15 protein-coding genes are annotated in these 16259 nt (G+C 44.6%); 13 read left to right on the forward strand and 2 right to left on the reverse strand.

The window, feature by feature from the left end:
• Positions 1-174 precede the first annotated feature (174 nt).
• The 13 genes from flhA (at position 175) to BM607_RS12825 (ending at position 13368) form a co-directional block, all read left to right on the forward strand.
• Entirely contained in the window at positions 175-2274 is a 2100-nt protein-coding gene (gene flhA, locus BM607_RS12765) for a flagellar biosynthesis protein FlhA (protein ID WP_071939672.1), read from the forward strand.
• A gap of 11 nt (positions 2275-2285) precedes the next feature.
• The gene (gene flhF, locus BM607_RS12770) at positions 2286-3668 is read left to right on the forward strand and encodes a flagellar biosynthesis protein FlhF (RefSeq protein ID WP_006085604.1); all 1383 of its coding nucleotides are present in this window, start codon (positions 2286-2288) and stop codon (positions 3666-3668) included.
• Positions 3669-3672: 4 nt separating this feature from the next.
• Positions 3673-4554: a MinD/ParA family protein gene (locus tag BM607_RS12775; protein WP_006082389.1), complete on the forward strand. Its 882-nt coding sequence runs from the start codon at positions 3673-3675 to the stop codon at positions 4552-4554.
• On the forward strand, positions 4547-5260 hold the full coding sequence (locus tag BM607_RS12780) for an RNA polymerase sigma factor FliA (RefSeq protein ID WP_071939671.1): 714 nt from the start codon (positions 4547-4549) through the stop codon (positions 5258-5260). The genes BM607_RS12775 and BM607_RS12780 overlap by 8 nt, the downstream gene beginning before the upstream one ends.
• Positions 5261-5307: 47 nt before the next feature.
• The gene (gene cheY, locus BM607_RS12785; protein WP_007649667.1) at positions 5308-5691 is read left to right on the forward strand and encodes a chemotaxis response regulator CheY; all 384 of its coding nucleotides are present in this window, start codon (positions 5308-5310) and stop codon (positions 5689-5691) included.
• A 13-nt stretch (positions 5692-5704) separates the two neighbouring features.
• Positions 5705-6442 (forward strand): protein phosphatase CheZ, encoded by a 738-nt coding sequence (locus tag BM607_RS12790; RefSeq protein ID WP_071939670.1) that lies wholly within the window; start codon positions 5705-5707, stop codon positions 6440-6442.
• Between the two features lie 15 nt (positions 6443-6457).
• Positions 6458-8701 carry a chemotaxis protein CheA gene (locus BM607_RS12795; RefSeq protein ID WP_071939669.1) on the forward strand — a complete coding sequence of 748 codons (2244 nt, stop codon included), beginning with the start codon at positions 6458-6460 and terminating at the stop codon, positions 8699-8701.
• A gap of 20 nt (positions 8702-8721) precedes the next feature.
• Entirely contained in the window at positions 8722-9849 is a 1128-nt protein-coding gene (locus BM607_RS12800) for a chemotaxis response regulator protein-glutamate methylesterase (RefSeq protein ID WP_006085600.1), read from the forward strand.
• A gap of 13 nt (positions 9850-9862) precedes the next feature.
• A complete protein-coding gene (locus tag BM607_RS12805) occupies positions 9863-10384 on the forward strand; it encodes a membrane anchored protein in chemotaxis locus (protein WP_071939715.1) in 522 nt (173 codons plus the stop codon).
• 68 nt (positions 10385-10452) lie between these two features.
• Positions 10453-11244 carry a ParA family protein gene (locus tag BM607_RS12810; RefSeq protein ID WP_006082382.1) on the forward strand — a complete coding sequence of 264 codons (792 nt, stop codon included), beginning with the start codon at positions 10453-10455 and terminating at the stop codon, positions 11242-11244.
• Positions 11228-12238, forward strand: a complete 1011-nt coding sequence (locus BM607_RS12815; protein WP_071939668.1) for a chemotaxis protein CheW — start codon at positions 11228-11230, stop codon at positions 12236-12238. The genes BM607_RS12810 and BM607_RS12815 overlap by 17 nt, the downstream gene beginning before the upstream one ends.
• A 7-nt stretch (positions 12239-12245) precedes the next feature.
• Positions 12246-12740, forward strand: a complete 495-nt coding sequence (locus BM607_RS12820) for a chemotaxis protein CheW (RefSeq protein WP_006082380.1) — start codon at positions 12246-12248, stop codon at positions 12738-12740.
• Between the two features lie 229 nt (positions 12741-12969).
• On the forward strand, positions 12970-13368 hold the full coding sequence (locus BM607_RS12825) for a DUF2802 domain-containing protein (protein WP_006082379.1): 399 nt from the start codon (positions 12970-12972) through the stop codon (positions 13366-13368).
• Positions 13369-13436: 68 nt separating this feature from the next.
• Here BM607_RS12825 and BM607_RS12830 read toward each other — a convergent pair whose 3' ends face one another.
• Together BM607_RS12830 and BM607_RS12835 are read right to left on the reverse strand one after the other, a co-directional pair.
• Positions 13437-13745, reverse strand: coding sequence for an EscU/YscU/HrcU family type III secretion system export apparatus switch protein (locus tag BM607_RS12830; RefSeq protein ID WP_006082378.1), 309 nt, complete (start codon positions 13743-13745; stop codon positions 13437-13439).
• Positions 13746-13802: 57 nt separating this feature from the next.
• Positions 13803-16049 (reverse strand): flagellar hook-length control protein FliK, encoded by a 2247-nt coding sequence (locus BM607_RS12835; protein WP_087486525.1) that lies wholly within the window; start codon positions 16047-16049, stop codon positions 13803-13805.
• Between the last annotated feature and the right edge of the window lie 210 nt (positions 16050-16259).

Below are 16259 nucleotides of genomic sequence, written 5' to 3' on the forward strand. Positions count from 1 at the left end.
ATCTGACACTCGTGAGCGAAAGTCAGATAATGTCACTTTGTATGGATATTCCACTGTTATTTCTTCTTTATATCAATAAGTCACTGATATAATTTTTCTTAATTAGTCTGATTTATTTTGTTGGCGCGTTTTTTGCTTTTCGCTTATTACACGTCAAAATTTAGGTTATAGCGAATGGATGTTAAAGCGACTCTTGGTCAAGTAAAACAACTGCGGCTGAGCTCATTCAAAGGCATTGGTACGCCTATGGTTGTGCTTGCTGCATTGGCCATGATTGTTTTACCTATCCCTCCATTTCTATTAGACATACTTTTCTCATTCAACATTGCCTTAGCGCTCATCGTATTGTTAGTCGCTATTTATACTGATAGACCATTAGATTTCGCCGCTTTTCCAACTGTATTGCTGGTGGCGACATTACTACGACTTGCACTCAACGTCGCTTCAACTCGTGTGGTATTACTCGAAGGCCATAATGGTGGTGATGCGGCAGGTAAGGTGATTGAAGCCTTCGGTTCTGTGGTGATTGGCGGTAACTATGCCGTTGGTTTAGTTGTTTTTATCATTTTGATTATTATCAACTTTGCGGTGGTGACTAAAGGTGCTGGTCGTATCGCAGAAGTGAGCGCCCGCTTTACCTTGGACGCTATGCCAGGTAAGCAAATGGCAATTGATGCCGATTTAAATGCTGGAACCTTAAACCAAGACCAAGCAAGAATACGTCGCGCCGAAGTGACCCGTGAAGCTGATTTTTATGGCGCGATGGATGGTGCTTCAAAATTCGTAAAAGGTGATGCCGTTGCGGGTATCATGATTTTAGTGATCAACATCTTAGGTGGTTTCATCATAGGTATTGTTCAGCATGGCTTAAGTTTCTCTGAAGCGGTTGAAATTTATACCTTGCTGACTATTGGTGATGGTCTGGTGGCGCAGATCCCAGGCTTATTACTGTCAATCGCTGCTGCCTTGATGGTAACCCGTCAAAATGAATCGGGCGATATGGGCCAAATGATGATGAGTCAGATGTTTGACAGTCATAAATCATTGGGTATCGCCGCCGGAGTGTTATTTGTCATGGGTATTGTTCCTGGCATGCCACATATGGCGTTCTTAAGCTTCGCCTTTATTACTGCGGGTGCTGCCTATTTTGTCTATAAGCGTAATGAATCAAAACGCATTAAAGCCCTAGAACAAGTCAAATCTGGCCCGATTGAGAGACAAGATAAAGAGCCTAAAGAACTGGGTTGGGATGATGTACATCATGTTGATACTATTGGGCTTGAGGTTGGATATCGCTTGATCCCACTGGTCGATAAGGGCCAAGGTGGCGAGTTATTAAGCCGTATCAAAGGAGTCCGTAAGAAGTTATCGCAAGAGTTGGGCTTCTTAGTACCTGCGGTGCATATTCGTGACAATCTAGATTTATCGCCTAATGCTTATCGTATTTCATTAATGGGCGTAGTCGTTGGTGAGGCGGATATACGTCACGATTGTGAATTGGCGATTAATCCCGGCCAAGTCTATGGCAAGCTTGACGGTATTGAAACGCGCGATCCGGCTTTCGGTCTGGAAGCGGTATGGATTGCCCCTGAATTACGTGAGCATGCACAAACATTAGGGTATACCGTTGTTGATGCAGCTACGGTTGTGGCAACCCATATTAGTCAATTGCTGACCAATAATGCTGCTAAGTTGTTAGGATACGAAGAAGTGCAACAACTGATGGATATGCTTGCGAAACACTCGCCTAAGCTGGTGGATGGCTTTATTCCTGATGTCATGCCGTTAGGACATGTCGTAAAAGTGATGCAGAACCTATTAAATGAAGGGGTTTCAGTCAGAGACTTGCGTACTATAGTGCAAACTTTGTTAGAATACGGCACTAAGAGTAATGACACTGAAGTCTTGACCGCTGCAGTGCGTATCGCGTTGAAACGTATGATCGTTCAGGAAATTTCAGGCCCAGAGCTAGAAATCCCTGTCATAACTTTGGCGCCAGAGTTGGAACAGATGTTGCATCAGTCAATGCAAGCAACCGGTGGTGATGGTCCTAACATTGAACCCGGTCTTGCAGAACGCATGCAGCAGTCCCTTGCTGATGCGGCTCAGAAGCAAGAAATGGTCGGACAACCCGCCATATTGTTGACGTCAGGTATGTTACGCGCGACGCTGTCACGCTTTGTTAAACATACTATTCCTAATCTCAGAGTCATTTCATATCAAGAAATACCTGATGAGAAGCAAATACGTATTGTATCTGCAGTCGGCCAGTAGAGGACGCATAAGTGAAGATTAAACGATTTTTTGCCAAAGACATGCGCGCCGCACTGGCCCAAGTGAAAGAAACACTCGGCTCAGATGCCGTCATTATGTCAAATAAGAAAGTGAATGGGGGCATCGAAATTGTCGCCGCCGTTGACTATGACGAACCTAAAGCGAAAACCGCAGCTACTGCGCCAGCGCCAACCTTTATGGACGTGAGTGACGACCTTGTGTCCTTGGGTGCTAAACAGCCAGTACGAGTAGAAACCCGTGCAAAGCCTGCGGCACCTGCTGACTCATTACAAGCCTTGTTAGAGAAGCAGCAAAGCCGTTTGAATCAACAGATGTCGCATCAGCAAGTTGATGCAGCGTTACCCGCATGGGCAAAGGGGTTACAAGCTCCGGTTGCGGCAAAAGTGGAGCGTCGCGAAGCGCCTGCTACGTTTGATAAGAAGCCACAGACATCACAGAAACAAAGCGCAGATATTGAGGCAATGCGTGATGAGTTAGCCTCATTGCGTAATTTATTGACACACCAAGTGTCCTCTTTGATGACAGAACATAAAAAACGCATCGACCCCGTCGGTGCTATGCTCGAGGCCAAGTTACTTGAGGCTGAATTCTCCCCTGCGGTTGCGAACAAATTAGCGGCGCTGAGCCAACACTATACGCCTGCAGAATTAGTTCGAGCTTTACCTCAAAGTCTCGCTAACATGCTTGATAATCAAGGTGATGATATTGTTAAACAGGGCGGAGTGGTTGCATTAGTGGGTCCAACCGGTGTGGGTAAAACCACGTCATTAGCGAAACTTGCTGCCCGTTTTGCTGCCCATCATGGTGCTGAGCATGTGGCTTTGATAACGACAGATCATTATCGTATCGGAGCCTATGAGCAATTAGCAACTTATGGCAAAATAATGGGCTGCCCAGTAAAGCAAGCTCATGATCTGAATGAATTAGAGCAAATTCTCTATCAGTTTAGGAATCGCAAGCTAGTATTGATAGATACGGCTGGCATGGGACAACGAGATATGCGTCTTTACCAGCAACTTGATAATTTAACTGCAAATAGCAGGATACCTATCCGCAGTTATCTGGTACTGTCTGCGACAGGACAGCGCCGTGTGCTGCAAGATGCAGTCAATCATTTTAAACGCATTCCCCTATCTGGTGTCGTTCTCACAAAACTCGATGAATCTGTGTCGTTAGCAGGGGCATTAAGTGTGTTGATCCAAAACGGATTACCATTAAGTTATGTTACTGATGGACAAAGAGTTCCTGAAGATATGAAAGTTGCGGATACCTTAGATTTAGCCCAGCAGGCACTCGCAGCGTTAGATAGTACAGAACAACAATCATTACAAGACACAGCGTGGTCAGATAATATGGCCTGTGCATTTGAGTAGATTTATGACCCTGGATCAAGCAAGTGGTTTACGTATGATGAATCAACCCTATAACGAAAAAGTGAAAGTAATCGCGGTCACAGGTGGTAAAGGTGGCGTTGGTAAAACCAGCGTCTCCATTAATACTGCTGTGGCATTAGCCGAAAAAGGCAAGCGTGTCTTGGTACTTGATGCTGACCTTGGCTTAGCAAACGTCGATGTCATGCTGGGTATTCGTGCCGAGCGTAACCTCTCCCATGTTCTCTCTGGTGATGCAGAGCTTGACGATATTATCGTTCGTGGCCCTAAAGGGATTGGCATAGTGCCAGCCACTTCAGGAACACAAGGGATGGTGGAATTAAGCCCAGCGCAACATGCAGGGTTAATTCGCGCATTTAGTGAGATGCGGACTCAGTTTGATATTCTAGTCGTAGATACTGCTGCTGGGATTTCAGATATGGTGCTCAGTTTCTCACGTGCATCGCAGGATGTGCTGGTCGTTGTTTGTGATGAACCCACATCAATTACCGATGCCTATGCCCTGATAAAAATCCTCAGCCGTGAGCATGGCGTGTTCCGTTTTAAAATAGTTGCCAATATGGTGCGTAGTTTACGCGAAGGTATGGAATTATTTGCTAAACTCAGTAAAGTGACCGACAGATTTTTGGATGTCGCCCTTGAATTGGTTGCAACAATCCCATTTGACGAAAACTTACGTAAATCAGTTCGTAAACAAAAATTGGTGGTTGAAGCTTATCCTAAATCACCAGCAGCGATTGCGTATCAAGGGTTGGCAAATAAAATTCTAAGCTGGCCTGTACCGCAGCAACCTGGTGGGCATTTGGAGTTTTTCGTTGAGCGTTTAGTACAACGACCAGATTTTCAAGAGGAAAAAACGAGTGAATAAAGCCGCTGCGTATACTTGTTTTGACAATAAATCGTCGATCGTTGAACAGTATGCTCCGTTGGTTAAAAGAATTGCGCATCATTTACTCGCCAGACTACCTGCCTCCGTGCAGTTAGATGATTTACTCCAAGCTGGGATGATGGGGTTATTAGAAGCATCATCCAAGTTTGATGGTGGCAAGGGTGCGAAATTTGAAACCTTCGCCGGCATACGCATACGTGGGGCCATGTTAGATGAAATTCGCCGCGGCGATTGGGTCCCTCGTTCCGTTCATCGTAACAACCGCAAGGTTGCACACGCTATAGATGAGTTAGAGCAAGCACTGGGTCGTGATGCACGCGACACAGAAATTGCAGAAAAACTTGATATGACGCTCGATGAGTACCATCATATTCTTAACGATGTTTCTGTCGGAAAAATCATAGGGATAGAAGACTTAGGCGTATCTCAGGATATACTTACAGTGAGTGATCGGTCCGATGATGATTCATTTGAAGCATTAGCTGAGAACCAATTTCATTCTGCTCTGGTTGAGGCAATTAAATTATTGCCTGAAAGAGATGCATTAGTGTTATCCCTGTACTACGATGAAGCATTGAATTTAAAAGAGATTGGCGCCATTCTTGAAGTCAGTGAATCGCGGGTTAGCCAGATATTAAGTCAGGCAATGTTGCGATTGAAAGCTAAACTCAAGCATTGGACATAAGTATAATTATTAATCGAGCACAGAATGTCAGCTCACCGGAGGAAACCTTGGACAAGAATATGAAGATTCTCATTGTTGACGATTTTTCGACAATGAGGCGTATCATCAAGAACTTGTTGCGAGACTTGGGGTTTAACAATACCCAAGAAGCAGACGATGGCTCAACAGCCCTGCCGATGTTGCAAAAGGGGGATTTTGATTTTGTTGTTACAGATTGGAATATGCCCGGCATGCAAGGGATCGATCTGTTAAAAGCAATTCGCGCAGATGATTCGCTAAAGCATTTACCCGTATTAATGGTAACTGCTGAAGCAAAACGTGAACAGATTATTGCTGCCGCTCAAGCGGGAGTGAATGGATATGTGGTTAAGCCTTTTACCGCAGCAACGCTGAAAGAGAAGTTAGATAAAATATTCGAACGACTCGCTTGAGCAAGGATGAGCTATGAAGTCACAAACATCAGGGCTCATCACGCTCGAGCAAGCTCAGCACTTTGTTGAATTATTAAGTGCAGGTGAGCAAAGTCAGGCAGATGATTTATTTCGGGAGCTTGCAGCTCCACTGCAACGCGAATTATTCGAAGAGGTAGGGAAATTAACTCGGCAACTTCATAGTGCGCTGATGGATTTTCAAGTTGATAATCGTCTTTCTGAATTAGCCAATACAGAAATTCCCGATGCCAAGCAACGTTTAAATTACGTTATTGACATGACTGAACAAGCGGCAAATAAAACCATGGATGCGGTTGAAGAATGTTTACCTTTGGCCAATGCCGTAACGGTTAATATTCAAAAAGTCATGCCATCTTGGGACAAATTAATGCGACGCGAGATAGTCTTAAGTGAATTTAAGGTTCTTTGTCACGATGTCCAAGATCTTATGTCCCGTAGTTCAGACGACTCGATTCGATTACGTGAATTGCTGAATCAAATATTGATGGCGCAAGATTTTCAAGACTTAACAGGGCAAATGATACGCCGTGTTATTGATCTGGTAATGGAAGTTGAAAGTAATCTGGTTTCTATGCTGACGGTATTTGGTGAGCAGCCTATGATTGAAAGTCAGATTGCTCAGAAAAATAATATTGAAGCGGAAGGGCCGATAATGAATGCCGAGCTTCGTCAAGATGTAGTAACGGGTCAAGACGAAGTGGATGATCTTCTATCGAGTCTGGGTTTCTAACTGGGAGTCAATTTGATGGCCTTTGATGTAGATGAAGAGATACTCCAGGATTTTTTAATCGAAGCCGGTGAAATTTTAGAGCTTCTGCAAGAGCAACTCGTTGCGCTTGAAAATAATCCTGATGACACAAACTTGCTAAACGCCATTTTCCGAGGGTTCCATACCGTTAAAGGTGGCGCAGGCTTTCTTAGCTTAACTCCCATGGTCGATGTGTGTCATGAGGCTGAGAATACCTTCGATCTATTGCGCACAGGCAAACGCAGCGTAAACGCAGAGCTGATGGATATTATTTTGCAGGCTGTTGATGCTATTAATACCATGTTTGCTCAAACGCAGCAGGGCGAACAACAAGATCCTGCTGAGTCAGGCCTGTTGTCTAGACTTAAAATGCTGAGTTCAGGTGCGCCATTGCCATCTGAAGTTGCGTCTGCAGAGGTGGTAGAAGTTGTCGAACCAGAGCCTGTCGTTGAAGCCATTGTTGAAACTCCCGTCCCACAAGACATTCCCGCAGAGATAAGTAATAGCTCATCTTCAAGTATTGATGATATCAACGATGCTGAATTTGAAGCTTTGTTAGATGCGCTTCATGGCTCAGGAAAAGGCCCTGCGGCTGCTACCGCTGTGGCGTCTGAACCTGTGGTCGCTAAGCCAGCTGCGCCAGTTAAAGCGTCTACAGCATCGGGTGATGACATCACTGATGATGAGTTTGAGGCATTGCTTGATGAACTACATGGTTCAGGCAAGTTTAAAGCTGAGGCAGAAGTGCCGGCTAAACCAAAGGTCGCTTCGGCTCCCACGCCTCAACCGATAGTGGATGCCGATGAAATTACCGATGACGAGTTTGAAAGATTACTCGATGAACTCCATGGTAAAGGTGCGGCCCCTGCAAAAGCAGAAGTAAAAGCGCCTACTGCACCAGTAACGCCTGCTTCGACTGTTGCACCTAAAGCCGCTGCGACTCCCACACCAGTAAAAGCCGCTGCGCCTGCTCCAGCTCCCGTTGTTGCCGCAAAACCGAAAGTGGACATAGCTGTTGTAGAGAAAGCGCCAGCTAAAGCAAGTTCAGCAAATGTGCCTCAAGGTGAAACGACAGTCCGTGTTGATACTGCACGACTCGACCAAATCATGAATATGGTGGGCGAGTTAGTGTTAGTGCGAAATCGATTAGTGAGCTTAGGCATCAGTCGTGATGATGAGGAAATGTCTAAGGCCCTTGCGAACTTAGATCTCGTGACAGCCGATTTGCAAGGCGCGGTGATGAAAACCCGTATGCAACCGATCAAGAAAGTGTTTGGTCGTTTCCCTCGAGTAGTACGTGATCTTGCGCGTACACTCAATAAAGAAATTGATTTGATCATGGTCGGTGAAGAAACCGATCTAGATAAAAACTTAGTTGAAGCGCTTGCCGATCCACTCGTCCACTTAGTGCGTAACTCTGTGGATCACGGTATTGAAATGCCAAATGAGCGTGAAGCCAACGGCAAGCCGAGAACGGGTACGATTACCTTATCTGCAAGTCAGGAAGGTGACCATATACTGCTGAAAATCGAAGACGATGGCGCAGGTATGGACCCTGAGAAACTGAAAAAAATTGCGATAACGCGTGGTGTACTCGATGAAGATTCAGCTTCGCGGATGACTGACAGCGAAGCGTATAATTTGATTTTTGCGCCCGGTTTTTCAACTAAGGTCGAGATTTCAGATATTTCTGGTCGTGGCGTTGGGATGGACGTGGTAAAAACCCGTATCACTCAGCTTAACGGCACAGTGCATATTGATTCTATGAAAGGTAAGGGCACGATACTTGAGATTAAAGTACCGTTAACGCTGGCGATCATGCCAACCTTAATGGTTGATGTCGCTAAACAAGTGTTTGCATTACCTCTGTCTAGCGTGAACGAGATATTCCATCTCGATCTCACTAAGACCAATATCGTCGACGGACAACTCACCGTCATAGTGCGTAACAAGGCTGTGCCTTTGTTCTATTTGGAGCACTGGCTACATAGAAACAAAACCACCTTTAAACATGGCGATAAAAAGCATGGTCATGTGGTGATTGTACAATTAGGTATGATGCAAATTGGTTTTGTGGTCGATGCCCTAATAGGCCAAGAAGAGGTGGTGATTAAACCCCTTGGCGCTATGTTACATGGCACTCCTGGGATGGCTGGCGCGACGATTACATCGGATGGTGGTATCGCACTGATCTTAGATGTCCCTGGATTGTTAAAGCATTATGCGAAAAGTAAGAATTAGTTTCCAAGCTAAGGAATGGAATGGCCATTAAAGTATTAGTCGTTGATGACTCAAGTTTTTTCAGACGACGTGTTAGTGAAATAGTCAATCAAGATCCTGAACTGGAAGTTATCGCGACGGCCTCAAATGGGGCCGAAGCGGTGAAGATGGCTGCTGAGCTTAATCCTCAAGTTATCACTATGGATATTGAGATGCCCGTGATGGATGGTATTACTGCCGTCCGTGAAATCATGGCTAAATGTCCGACTCCGATCTTGATGTTTTCTTCTTTAACCCATGATGGCGCTAAAGCAACGTTAGACGCTTTAGATGCTGGTGCGTTAGATTTTCTACCTAAACGTTTTGAAGACATTGCTACCAATAAAGATGATGCTATTTTATTGTTGCAGCAGAGAGTTAAGGCATTGGGACGCCGCAGAATGTTTCGTCCAATTGCACGTCCTGTCGTCGCTTCAACACCTAGCGTGCGCCCAACCAGTAGCGTTTTAGGGACAACGAGTATAGCGTCGCATACTCCAGCCACTGCTCCTGTGAGGACCTCAACAGCAGCGTCGATTCGTGCAAGTGGTAAGCAGTATAAAATACTGCTGATCGGCACATCTACTGGTGGTCCAGTTGCCTTGCAAAAAATTCTTACCCAATTCCCGGCAAACTATCCGCATCCGATTTTATTAATTCAGCATATGCCCGCAGCTTTTACGCCAGCATTTGCAAGTCGTTTGAATGGCTTATGTAAGATTGAAGTAAAAGAGGCCGCTAATGGCGATCTTCTTAAACCGGGTTGTGCGTATTTAGCGCCTGGCGGTATGCAAATGATGGTTGAACGTACTGGAGGTAGTGGTCGATTAAAAGTCATCGCTGGCAGTGCGGACATGAACTACAAGCCTTGTGTTGATATCACCTTTGCTTCAGCCTCTAAAGCCTTTAGCGGTGACGTGCTTGCCGTTGTGTTAACCGGTATGGGCGCGGATGGCAGAGAAGGTGCCCGCATGTTGAAAGCGGTCGGTGCGACCATTTGGGCACAGGATGAAGCCAGTTGTGTGGTTTATGGTATGCCACAGGCTGTTGCCAGCGCGGGTATTGCAACTCAGTCGATTGCCTTAGACAACATGGCTGAATGCATTTTAAAAGAGTCTGTTCGTGTCTAAGAGTCAAAATCCGATGAGCACGAATAGTGTGCTCATCATTTTGCTGATGGCTATTGCCATTTTGTGTCTTGGCGCCTTGAGTCTCGATTATCGGCACAAAAATAGTTTGTTGCGTGAAGATATAAAACGTTTGGAATCGACTCAGGTGCTGTTAATGGTCCCTGATGAACAAGCTGAAGCTATTGCAACCTGGTTAGCGTCTCATCCTGATCAGACTAAAGCTATGCTGCAATTGGCAGCTCCTGGTGAGCAAAAGGCTGTTGCTATAGGTCCTGAACCTACGCAGATTGGCATTCCGCCTTTGCTGGGTAAGCAAAGTGCAGCGATGGATACGGCGAAGGATAACGCTAATCAGCAACCTTTAGTACCGACACTGCTGCAGACGCCAGAAGCAGAAGTTAAAGCTGCTACTTCGCCAATTGGACCGAATAAAGCACAGATGCTACCTGTAGTGATTTCTGAAAATGCCGATGGTGTTAAAGTGATTAGTTTACCGAATGGTGGTATTCGAGTAACGACGAGAAAAGAGCAGTAACTTTTGGAATGTGTGTGCTCAATATTCTCATTCATTAGCATTTAATCAATTTATATGGGGGTCACTTCTTGAAAGTTTGGACCATAGCGAATCAAAAAGGTGGCGTAGGTAAAACCACAACGGTAGCGAGTTTAGCGGGAACATTGGCTAAGCGCGGCAAGCGTGTGCTTATGATAGACACCGATCCACACGCTTCGTTAGGTTATTACCTAGGCATTGATTCTGAAGAGGTTCCAGGCTCTTTATTTGATGTGTTTCTGGCCCATAAAAGCCTTTCCAAAGAACTCGTTTTATCCCATGTAGTTCCAACCTTAGTCGATGGTCTCGATTTATTGCCTGCCACTATGGCACTTGCAACGTTGGACAGAGCCTTAGGTCATCAAGAGGGGATGGGATTAGTACTGCGTAATTTATTAGCGCTAGTTGCTGATGATTATGATGTGGCTATCGTTGATTGCCCCCCTGTACTTGGCGTTTTAATGGTAAATGCCCTTGCGGCAAGTCAGCATATTATTATTCCCGTGCAGACTGAGTTTCTTGCCATTAAAGGGCTAGAGCGGATGATTAAAACGATGGAGTTGATGGGGCGCTCGAAGAAGACGCGTTACAGCTACACCGTCGTGCCCACTATGTACGATAAACGTACCAAGGCATCACCCGCCGCTTTGCAAGTGCTTGGCGCAGAATACAGTGAGACCCTGTGGAAGGACGTTATTCCTGTCGACACTAAGTTTAGAGATGCCAGTTTGGCACATTTACCAGCATCGCATTATGCGAGTGGTTGTCGTGGCGTGAAAGCCTATGAAAGATTATTAGATTTCTTATTAGTTGGGGAGTTTGGCCATGTCAAAATCGGTTGATGAAACTGTTTTTGATTTTTTCGCATTATTGCTGCAGGAAGATGACACTCCAAGTCAGGTTGTTTCCTCTCAAAGCATTGTAACAGCAGACTCAAATCAAAATGTTGCCGTTAATCAAACGGAGGCAGCATTACTTGATGCCGCAATCTTGGCTGAAAATGGTCGTACGACTGCATTACAAGCTCTAGATAGGACGATAACGCCGGCGGTACAGTTGCAGCCAAAAGCAACGCCAAGACAACATGAGTTTGTTGCTCCAGTGAGTAAGATTGCTTCTCAAGTGAACAAGCAAGCGCTAGAAAAATTGTTGGCGCCTGTACTTAAGACTCAAACATTAGCACCGACGCCACCTTTTGTTGAAGTTACGCCTGCAGTTGATGTCCAACCCGTAGTGGTGGAAGTACCGCAAGCCAAGCCTGTTATTGATGAAGCGGTTGTTGATGAAATAATTGCTGAAAAAGTCGTTGAGCCAGTGGTTGTGCCCGAAACACAAGTCGGCATTACGCCTCCTAGCGTGACAAAAGATTTGCAAGAAGTGCTCGATGATGAGTTTCAGGTACTATTCTTTAAAGTAGCAGGCCTGACATTGGCGGTGCCTTTGGTCAGTTTAGGCGGAATAGTTAAAATTGAGCGGATAAACCACATCTTTGGCCGACCCGCATGGTTTCTCGGTGTACAGACGCATAGGGAGGAGCAATTGAACATTGTTGACACTTGTGCGTGGGTTATGCCAGAAAAATACTCAGATAAACTGGCGCAATCGGTAAATTATCAATATCTTGTATTATTAGAAGGCAGTAACTGGGGATTAACTTGTGAGTCCTTAGTCAATGCGGTAAAAATTAATAAATCGCAAGTCAACTGGCGTAGTCAAGCAGGTAAGCGCCCTTGGTTAGCGGGTGTAGTGAAAGAGCAGATGTGTGGCATTTTGCACGTACAAGCCTTAGTTGAAATGCTAAATGCGGGTTTAGGTTGTCAGGACTCAATTGGTTGAGGTAAACATGAAAGATACAAGAAATGTAGCAGCAGTTGCTGCAAGTAAAGATGATGCAGTATTACAATGGGTTACCTTTAAGTTAGACCATGAAACTTACGGTATCAATGTAATGCAAGTGCAGGAAGTATTGCGTTACACTGAAATCGCTCCCGTGCCCGGTGCGCCTTATTACGTATTAGGTATCATTAACTTACGTGGTAACGTTGTCACAGTTATTGATACCCGCTCACGTTTTGGATTGCAGTCTGCCGAAGTTGATGACTCAACTCGAATCGTTATCATCGAAGCTGAAAAGCAAGTCATAGGCATCTTAGTGGATAGTGTTGCCGAAGTGGTTTATTTACGCCGCTCAGAAATCGACAATGCACCAAATGTCGGAACGGAAGAGAGTGCTAAGTTCATTCAAGGTGTGAGTAATCGCGACAATGAATTACTTATCTTAGTCGATCTTGACAAGTTATTATCCGATGAAGAATGGGCCGAATTGACTCAGATTTAATCGATTAGCGAGATAAGGCTGAATGATATTAATTCATTCAGCTATTTTGTGTATTTGCGAATAAATCGATGATTCTAAGTCTTTACGATTTATGGATAGACAAAGTATTTTTATCACAGCTTGAACAATGGCTAATTATATTGAGTCATTTAAGTACAGCACTTTGGAATAGATAACTCAGTTGGAATGCCTGCTAATTTATGGCTATGAATGAGTATAAGGATTTTTAATGGGCGATGAATTTTTGATCGCAGCGTTAGTCTATGTCATCGCATGCTTAGGATTAGTACTCTTTTTACAAAAACAATTGAGCAAACTAAGAAGCAAGGTCGAAGCGTTAACCGTTTTAGTCAAAGAAGGTGATCGTCAGCGAGAGTCATTTAAGCGTGAGTTACAAGAGTTGCGCAGTGGCACTATCGGAGTCGGTCGGCGTGTGATTGAGTTAGAAAAACGCCTACTTCAGCAGTCGGAACGGATAGAAGAGACGACTCAGCAGGATCCACAGGCAAAACTTTATACTCGAGCCATGAAAATGGTCGCGCTTGGCGCTGGTGTGGATGAGTTGATTAAAGAATGCGAACTACCCAAAGCGGAAGCTGAGCTATTGATCCGACTTCATCGCAAATGATCGCATAGAATTGATAGTGATACTTTGTTTAACTCTCAAAGCTAATTTGCCAAAATTAGCTTTTTATTTTATGCCTTCTCAACAATTTTTTGATGCATATTATTCCATTGCTCGGGAAACTTACCGTCGAGCATATACACAAATGCGATCAGTTCGGCAATTAGCAGATAAAGCTCCTTAGGAATTTCCTCTCCTAACTCTAACAACTGTAGAAAATGGCTTAGATGGGGATCTTGATGGATATACACGCCGTTAGCTTTGGCTAGCGCAATAATCTCTTCTGCGATAAGCCCTTCACCAGTCGCCACAATTTTAGGCGCGTTACGGCCATCGTAGCTCAGCGCGACAGCTTGTTTCGGTTCACTCTCTTCGCTCATTTGGTTCTTCCTAAAATTAGATGATGGATTCAATGTCCGCTTAGGTGTTTTTTCTAGCTAAGCTTTTGTCTTTACGAGGAAATGATCTCCTGGTAATAAGGTTGCTGGCACTTGCGCTATTTGCGTTGAGAGCTCACCAGGCGTAAACCCTAGCTGTGACAGTTTTTGGCTTAAGGGCGTTAAAAAGTTATTGACCTTATTAAGTAGCATTTGGCTATTGCCTTTAAACTGGATATCCAATTGTTGATTGTGCTGTTGCGCTGCAATCAGTAGCGGACCTTGTGCTAGATTAAATTTGAGCTGTAAACGCCATCCGGCTTTTTTCTCTGGATCATCAGGATCCGCTTCTTGCTCAAATTTCCCTTCCAGTTGCTCATGACGTTGGTTAATGCCATAGGGCAGGGCAAAGAACCACACTAAATTGCCCGCGCTCTCATTGCTTGCCTGTTGGTATAAATGCAAGTTAGAGGCTAGTTGTCCCATGCTATCAAGGCTGCCGGCTTTGCTCAGTTGGCCAAGTTGTTTAGTGGAAAAGCCAACTTTGGCTTGCAGTTGATCAAGATAATCTGCGAGCTTCTTACTCATTGAATTCGAACTATTATTAGCTTTAAAGCCTAGTAGCAGTTGAAATAATGAGGTAATCGCACTCGCATTCATAAACATTGAGGCTTGATTTGACTGAGGTGCGGCAAGGTTAAGACTTGCTAGTCCGAGAATATTGGCTTTAAGCTCATCTAAATCATTTAGCTGGCTCAGTGGTGGTAATCCTATATGCGGTAAGTGCTTTAACAACTCTGAGGCTAAATTTGAGCTGTTATTAGAACGAGATAGTTCAACAGGAAGTGCTCCCGCTTTATTGAATGCTTTTTGCAAAACATCAGCAACCTTCATAGTGCTGTCAGTTTTGGTATCATTCCCATGCCGTTCATTTTTTTGCGTATTGAGCCCTAAAATATTTTTTGGACTCACCGCAGCAATTTCCTCCGCAGCTTCTTCATTTTGAGCACCAATATTAGTGGCTACATTGGTAAGCGGAGGTGTTGGAGCCAAACTCTTGGGGTTTTGCATTACCAACACATTATTAACTTTAGGGTCTTGAGACGGGACATTTAACGATGCCGTTGCAAGGCTAAATCCCAATGGGGATGAGTTCCTTGTTGTTTGCTCGATGGTCGCGGTGGAAGAGCTAGGTTGATTTATTTGTGATTGTGTTGAATTAATCAGAACAGCTGGCGTAGCGAGTGACTGATTTGAGCCGCGAGCACTCAACATAGTTGGCATTGTTACTTTGACAGGTATAGCATCATTTGTTTTAGTTGCCTGCGTTGCCTGCGTTGCCTGCGTTGCCTGCGTTGCCTGCGTTGCCTGCGTTGCCTGCGTTGCCTGCGTCTGTGAATTTAGCGGATTTGATGAGCGCGATGAGCTGTTAAGGTTCGTGACAGGCCCTTTATTGGTATTTGAAAGCGGTATGCCAGCATCGTTTGCTATTTTGTTTTTGACGCCTTCTGTACTCGTATTTAACTTTTCTGGTTGAGTTGTGCTACCGCTAAGCATAGTTGCCGGTGTATCTACCTTTGTCGTGGCAGTTTGTTTTGTTGGCTCAGGTAAAGAAACGATAGTTTCAAGTTTTTTTAAAAAGGAAGCGATGATCTGAACCGGCTCAACTTTGGCGATCACAATGTCAGAAGACGATTTATTTGTGGGAACCTGAGTTTCATTTACTGGCGCCCCAATAACGATTTCGAGTTTGCTCTGTATTGGGGTGAGTAATAAAATAGGCCGCCCTTGCTGAAAGGCTATTTTTGCTAAGAATTCTCCTTGATTCAGCTGAGGTCCAGGATCTTGTGCTACAACTGTGCCATTAGCAAAATGAAACTCTTTGTTAATAATGGTGACGTTCGGTAACGGATAGCCTTGAGTTCGAGCCGCAAGAGCTGAAAGCTGTGCCTGAGATATGCCATTTTGTTGCGCCAAATTGATAACAGCTTCAGGGACTTTCAGAGCAATAGGCGTGGCTAAGGCAAGCAGTTGGCTGGTGGTATCTTGAGTCGCTGCAGCTGTCGGTGGAGTGTTTTGCGTATTGGGCGTGACTAGAAAAGTATTAGCCGTCAATAATATTTGCCGCTGCTGAGCGTTAACAAGCTTTAAATTATATTCTGTACCGTTTAGAATAATACTATCTCCCTCAGGGGAGGTTTGCACCTGAGCAGGAATAGCACGCGGAGTAGCACTGAGAGCATCAGCTTGGGCTGTCGCAGTGTGTAACTGCGGGTTTTGACTGCTAACAAGTGGAATCGACTCCATTTAGTGACCTTATATAGTTTATCTGGCGATACATTCGTTTAGTAAAATTAACAATTGACCAATTTTTTTTGCCAAGTATGCTTATGCGCCTTGTGACAACGGAACTGTCATACTGGATAGTATGCCACTAAGACGAATTATCTTTATATCGTCATTTTTGTATCGTCACTTTAGCGAAAACTTGATGCCTAAGCTGTACATTTATATTAA

The sequence above is a fragment of the Shewanella sp. SACH genome, assembly GCF_001887095.2.
GTDB classification, from domain to species: Bacteria; Pseudomonadota; Gammaproteobacteria; order Enterobacterales; family Shewanellaceae; genus Shewanella; species Shewanella baltica.

Bases quoted from the DNA above. Each gene is read 5' to 3' on its own strand.
- BM607_RS12790 (WP_071939670.1), top strand. From the start codon at position 5,705: ATGAAGTCACAAACATCAGGGCTCATCACGCTCGAGCAAGCTCAGCAC.
- flhA (WP_071939672.1), top strand. From the start codon at position 175: ATGGATGTTAAAGCGACTCTTGGTCAAGTAAAACAACTGCGGCTGAGC.
- BM607_RS12775 (WP_006082389.1), top strand. From the start codon at position 3,673: ATGACCCTGGATCAAGCAAGTGGTTTACGTATGATGAATCAACCCTAT.
- BM607_RS12815 (WP_071939668.1), top strand. From the start codon at position 11,228: ATGTCAAAATCGGTTGATGAAACTGTTTTTGATTTTTTCGCATTATTG.
- BM607_RS12795 (WP_071939669.1), top strand. From the start codon at position 6,458: ATGGCCTTTGATGTAGATGAAGAGATACTCCAGGATTTTTTAATCGAA.
- BM607_RS12800 (WP_006085600.1), top strand. From the start codon at position 8,722: ATGGCCATTAAAGTATTAGTCGTTGATGACTCAAGTTTTTTCAGACGA.
- BM607_RS12805 (WP_071939715.1), top strand. From the start codon at position 9,863: ATGAGCACGAATAGTGTGCTCATCATTTTGCTGATGGCTATTGCCATT.
- BM607_RS12835 (WP_087486525.1), bottom strand. From the start codon at position 16,049: ATGGAGTCGATTCCACTTGTTAGCAGTCAAAACCCGCAGTTACACACT.
- BM607_RS12830 (WP_006082378.1), bottom strand. From the start codon at position 13,745: ATGAGCGAAGAGAGTGAACCGAAACAAGCTGTCGCGCTGAGCTACGAT.
- BM607_RS12820 (WP_006082380.1), top strand. From the start codon at position 12,246: ATGAAAGATACAAGAAATGTAGCAGCAGTTGCTGCAAGTAAAGATGAT.
- BM607_RS12825 (WP_006082379.1), top strand. From the start codon at position 12,970: ATGGGCGATGAATTTTTGATCGCAGCGTTAGTCTATGTCATCGCATGC.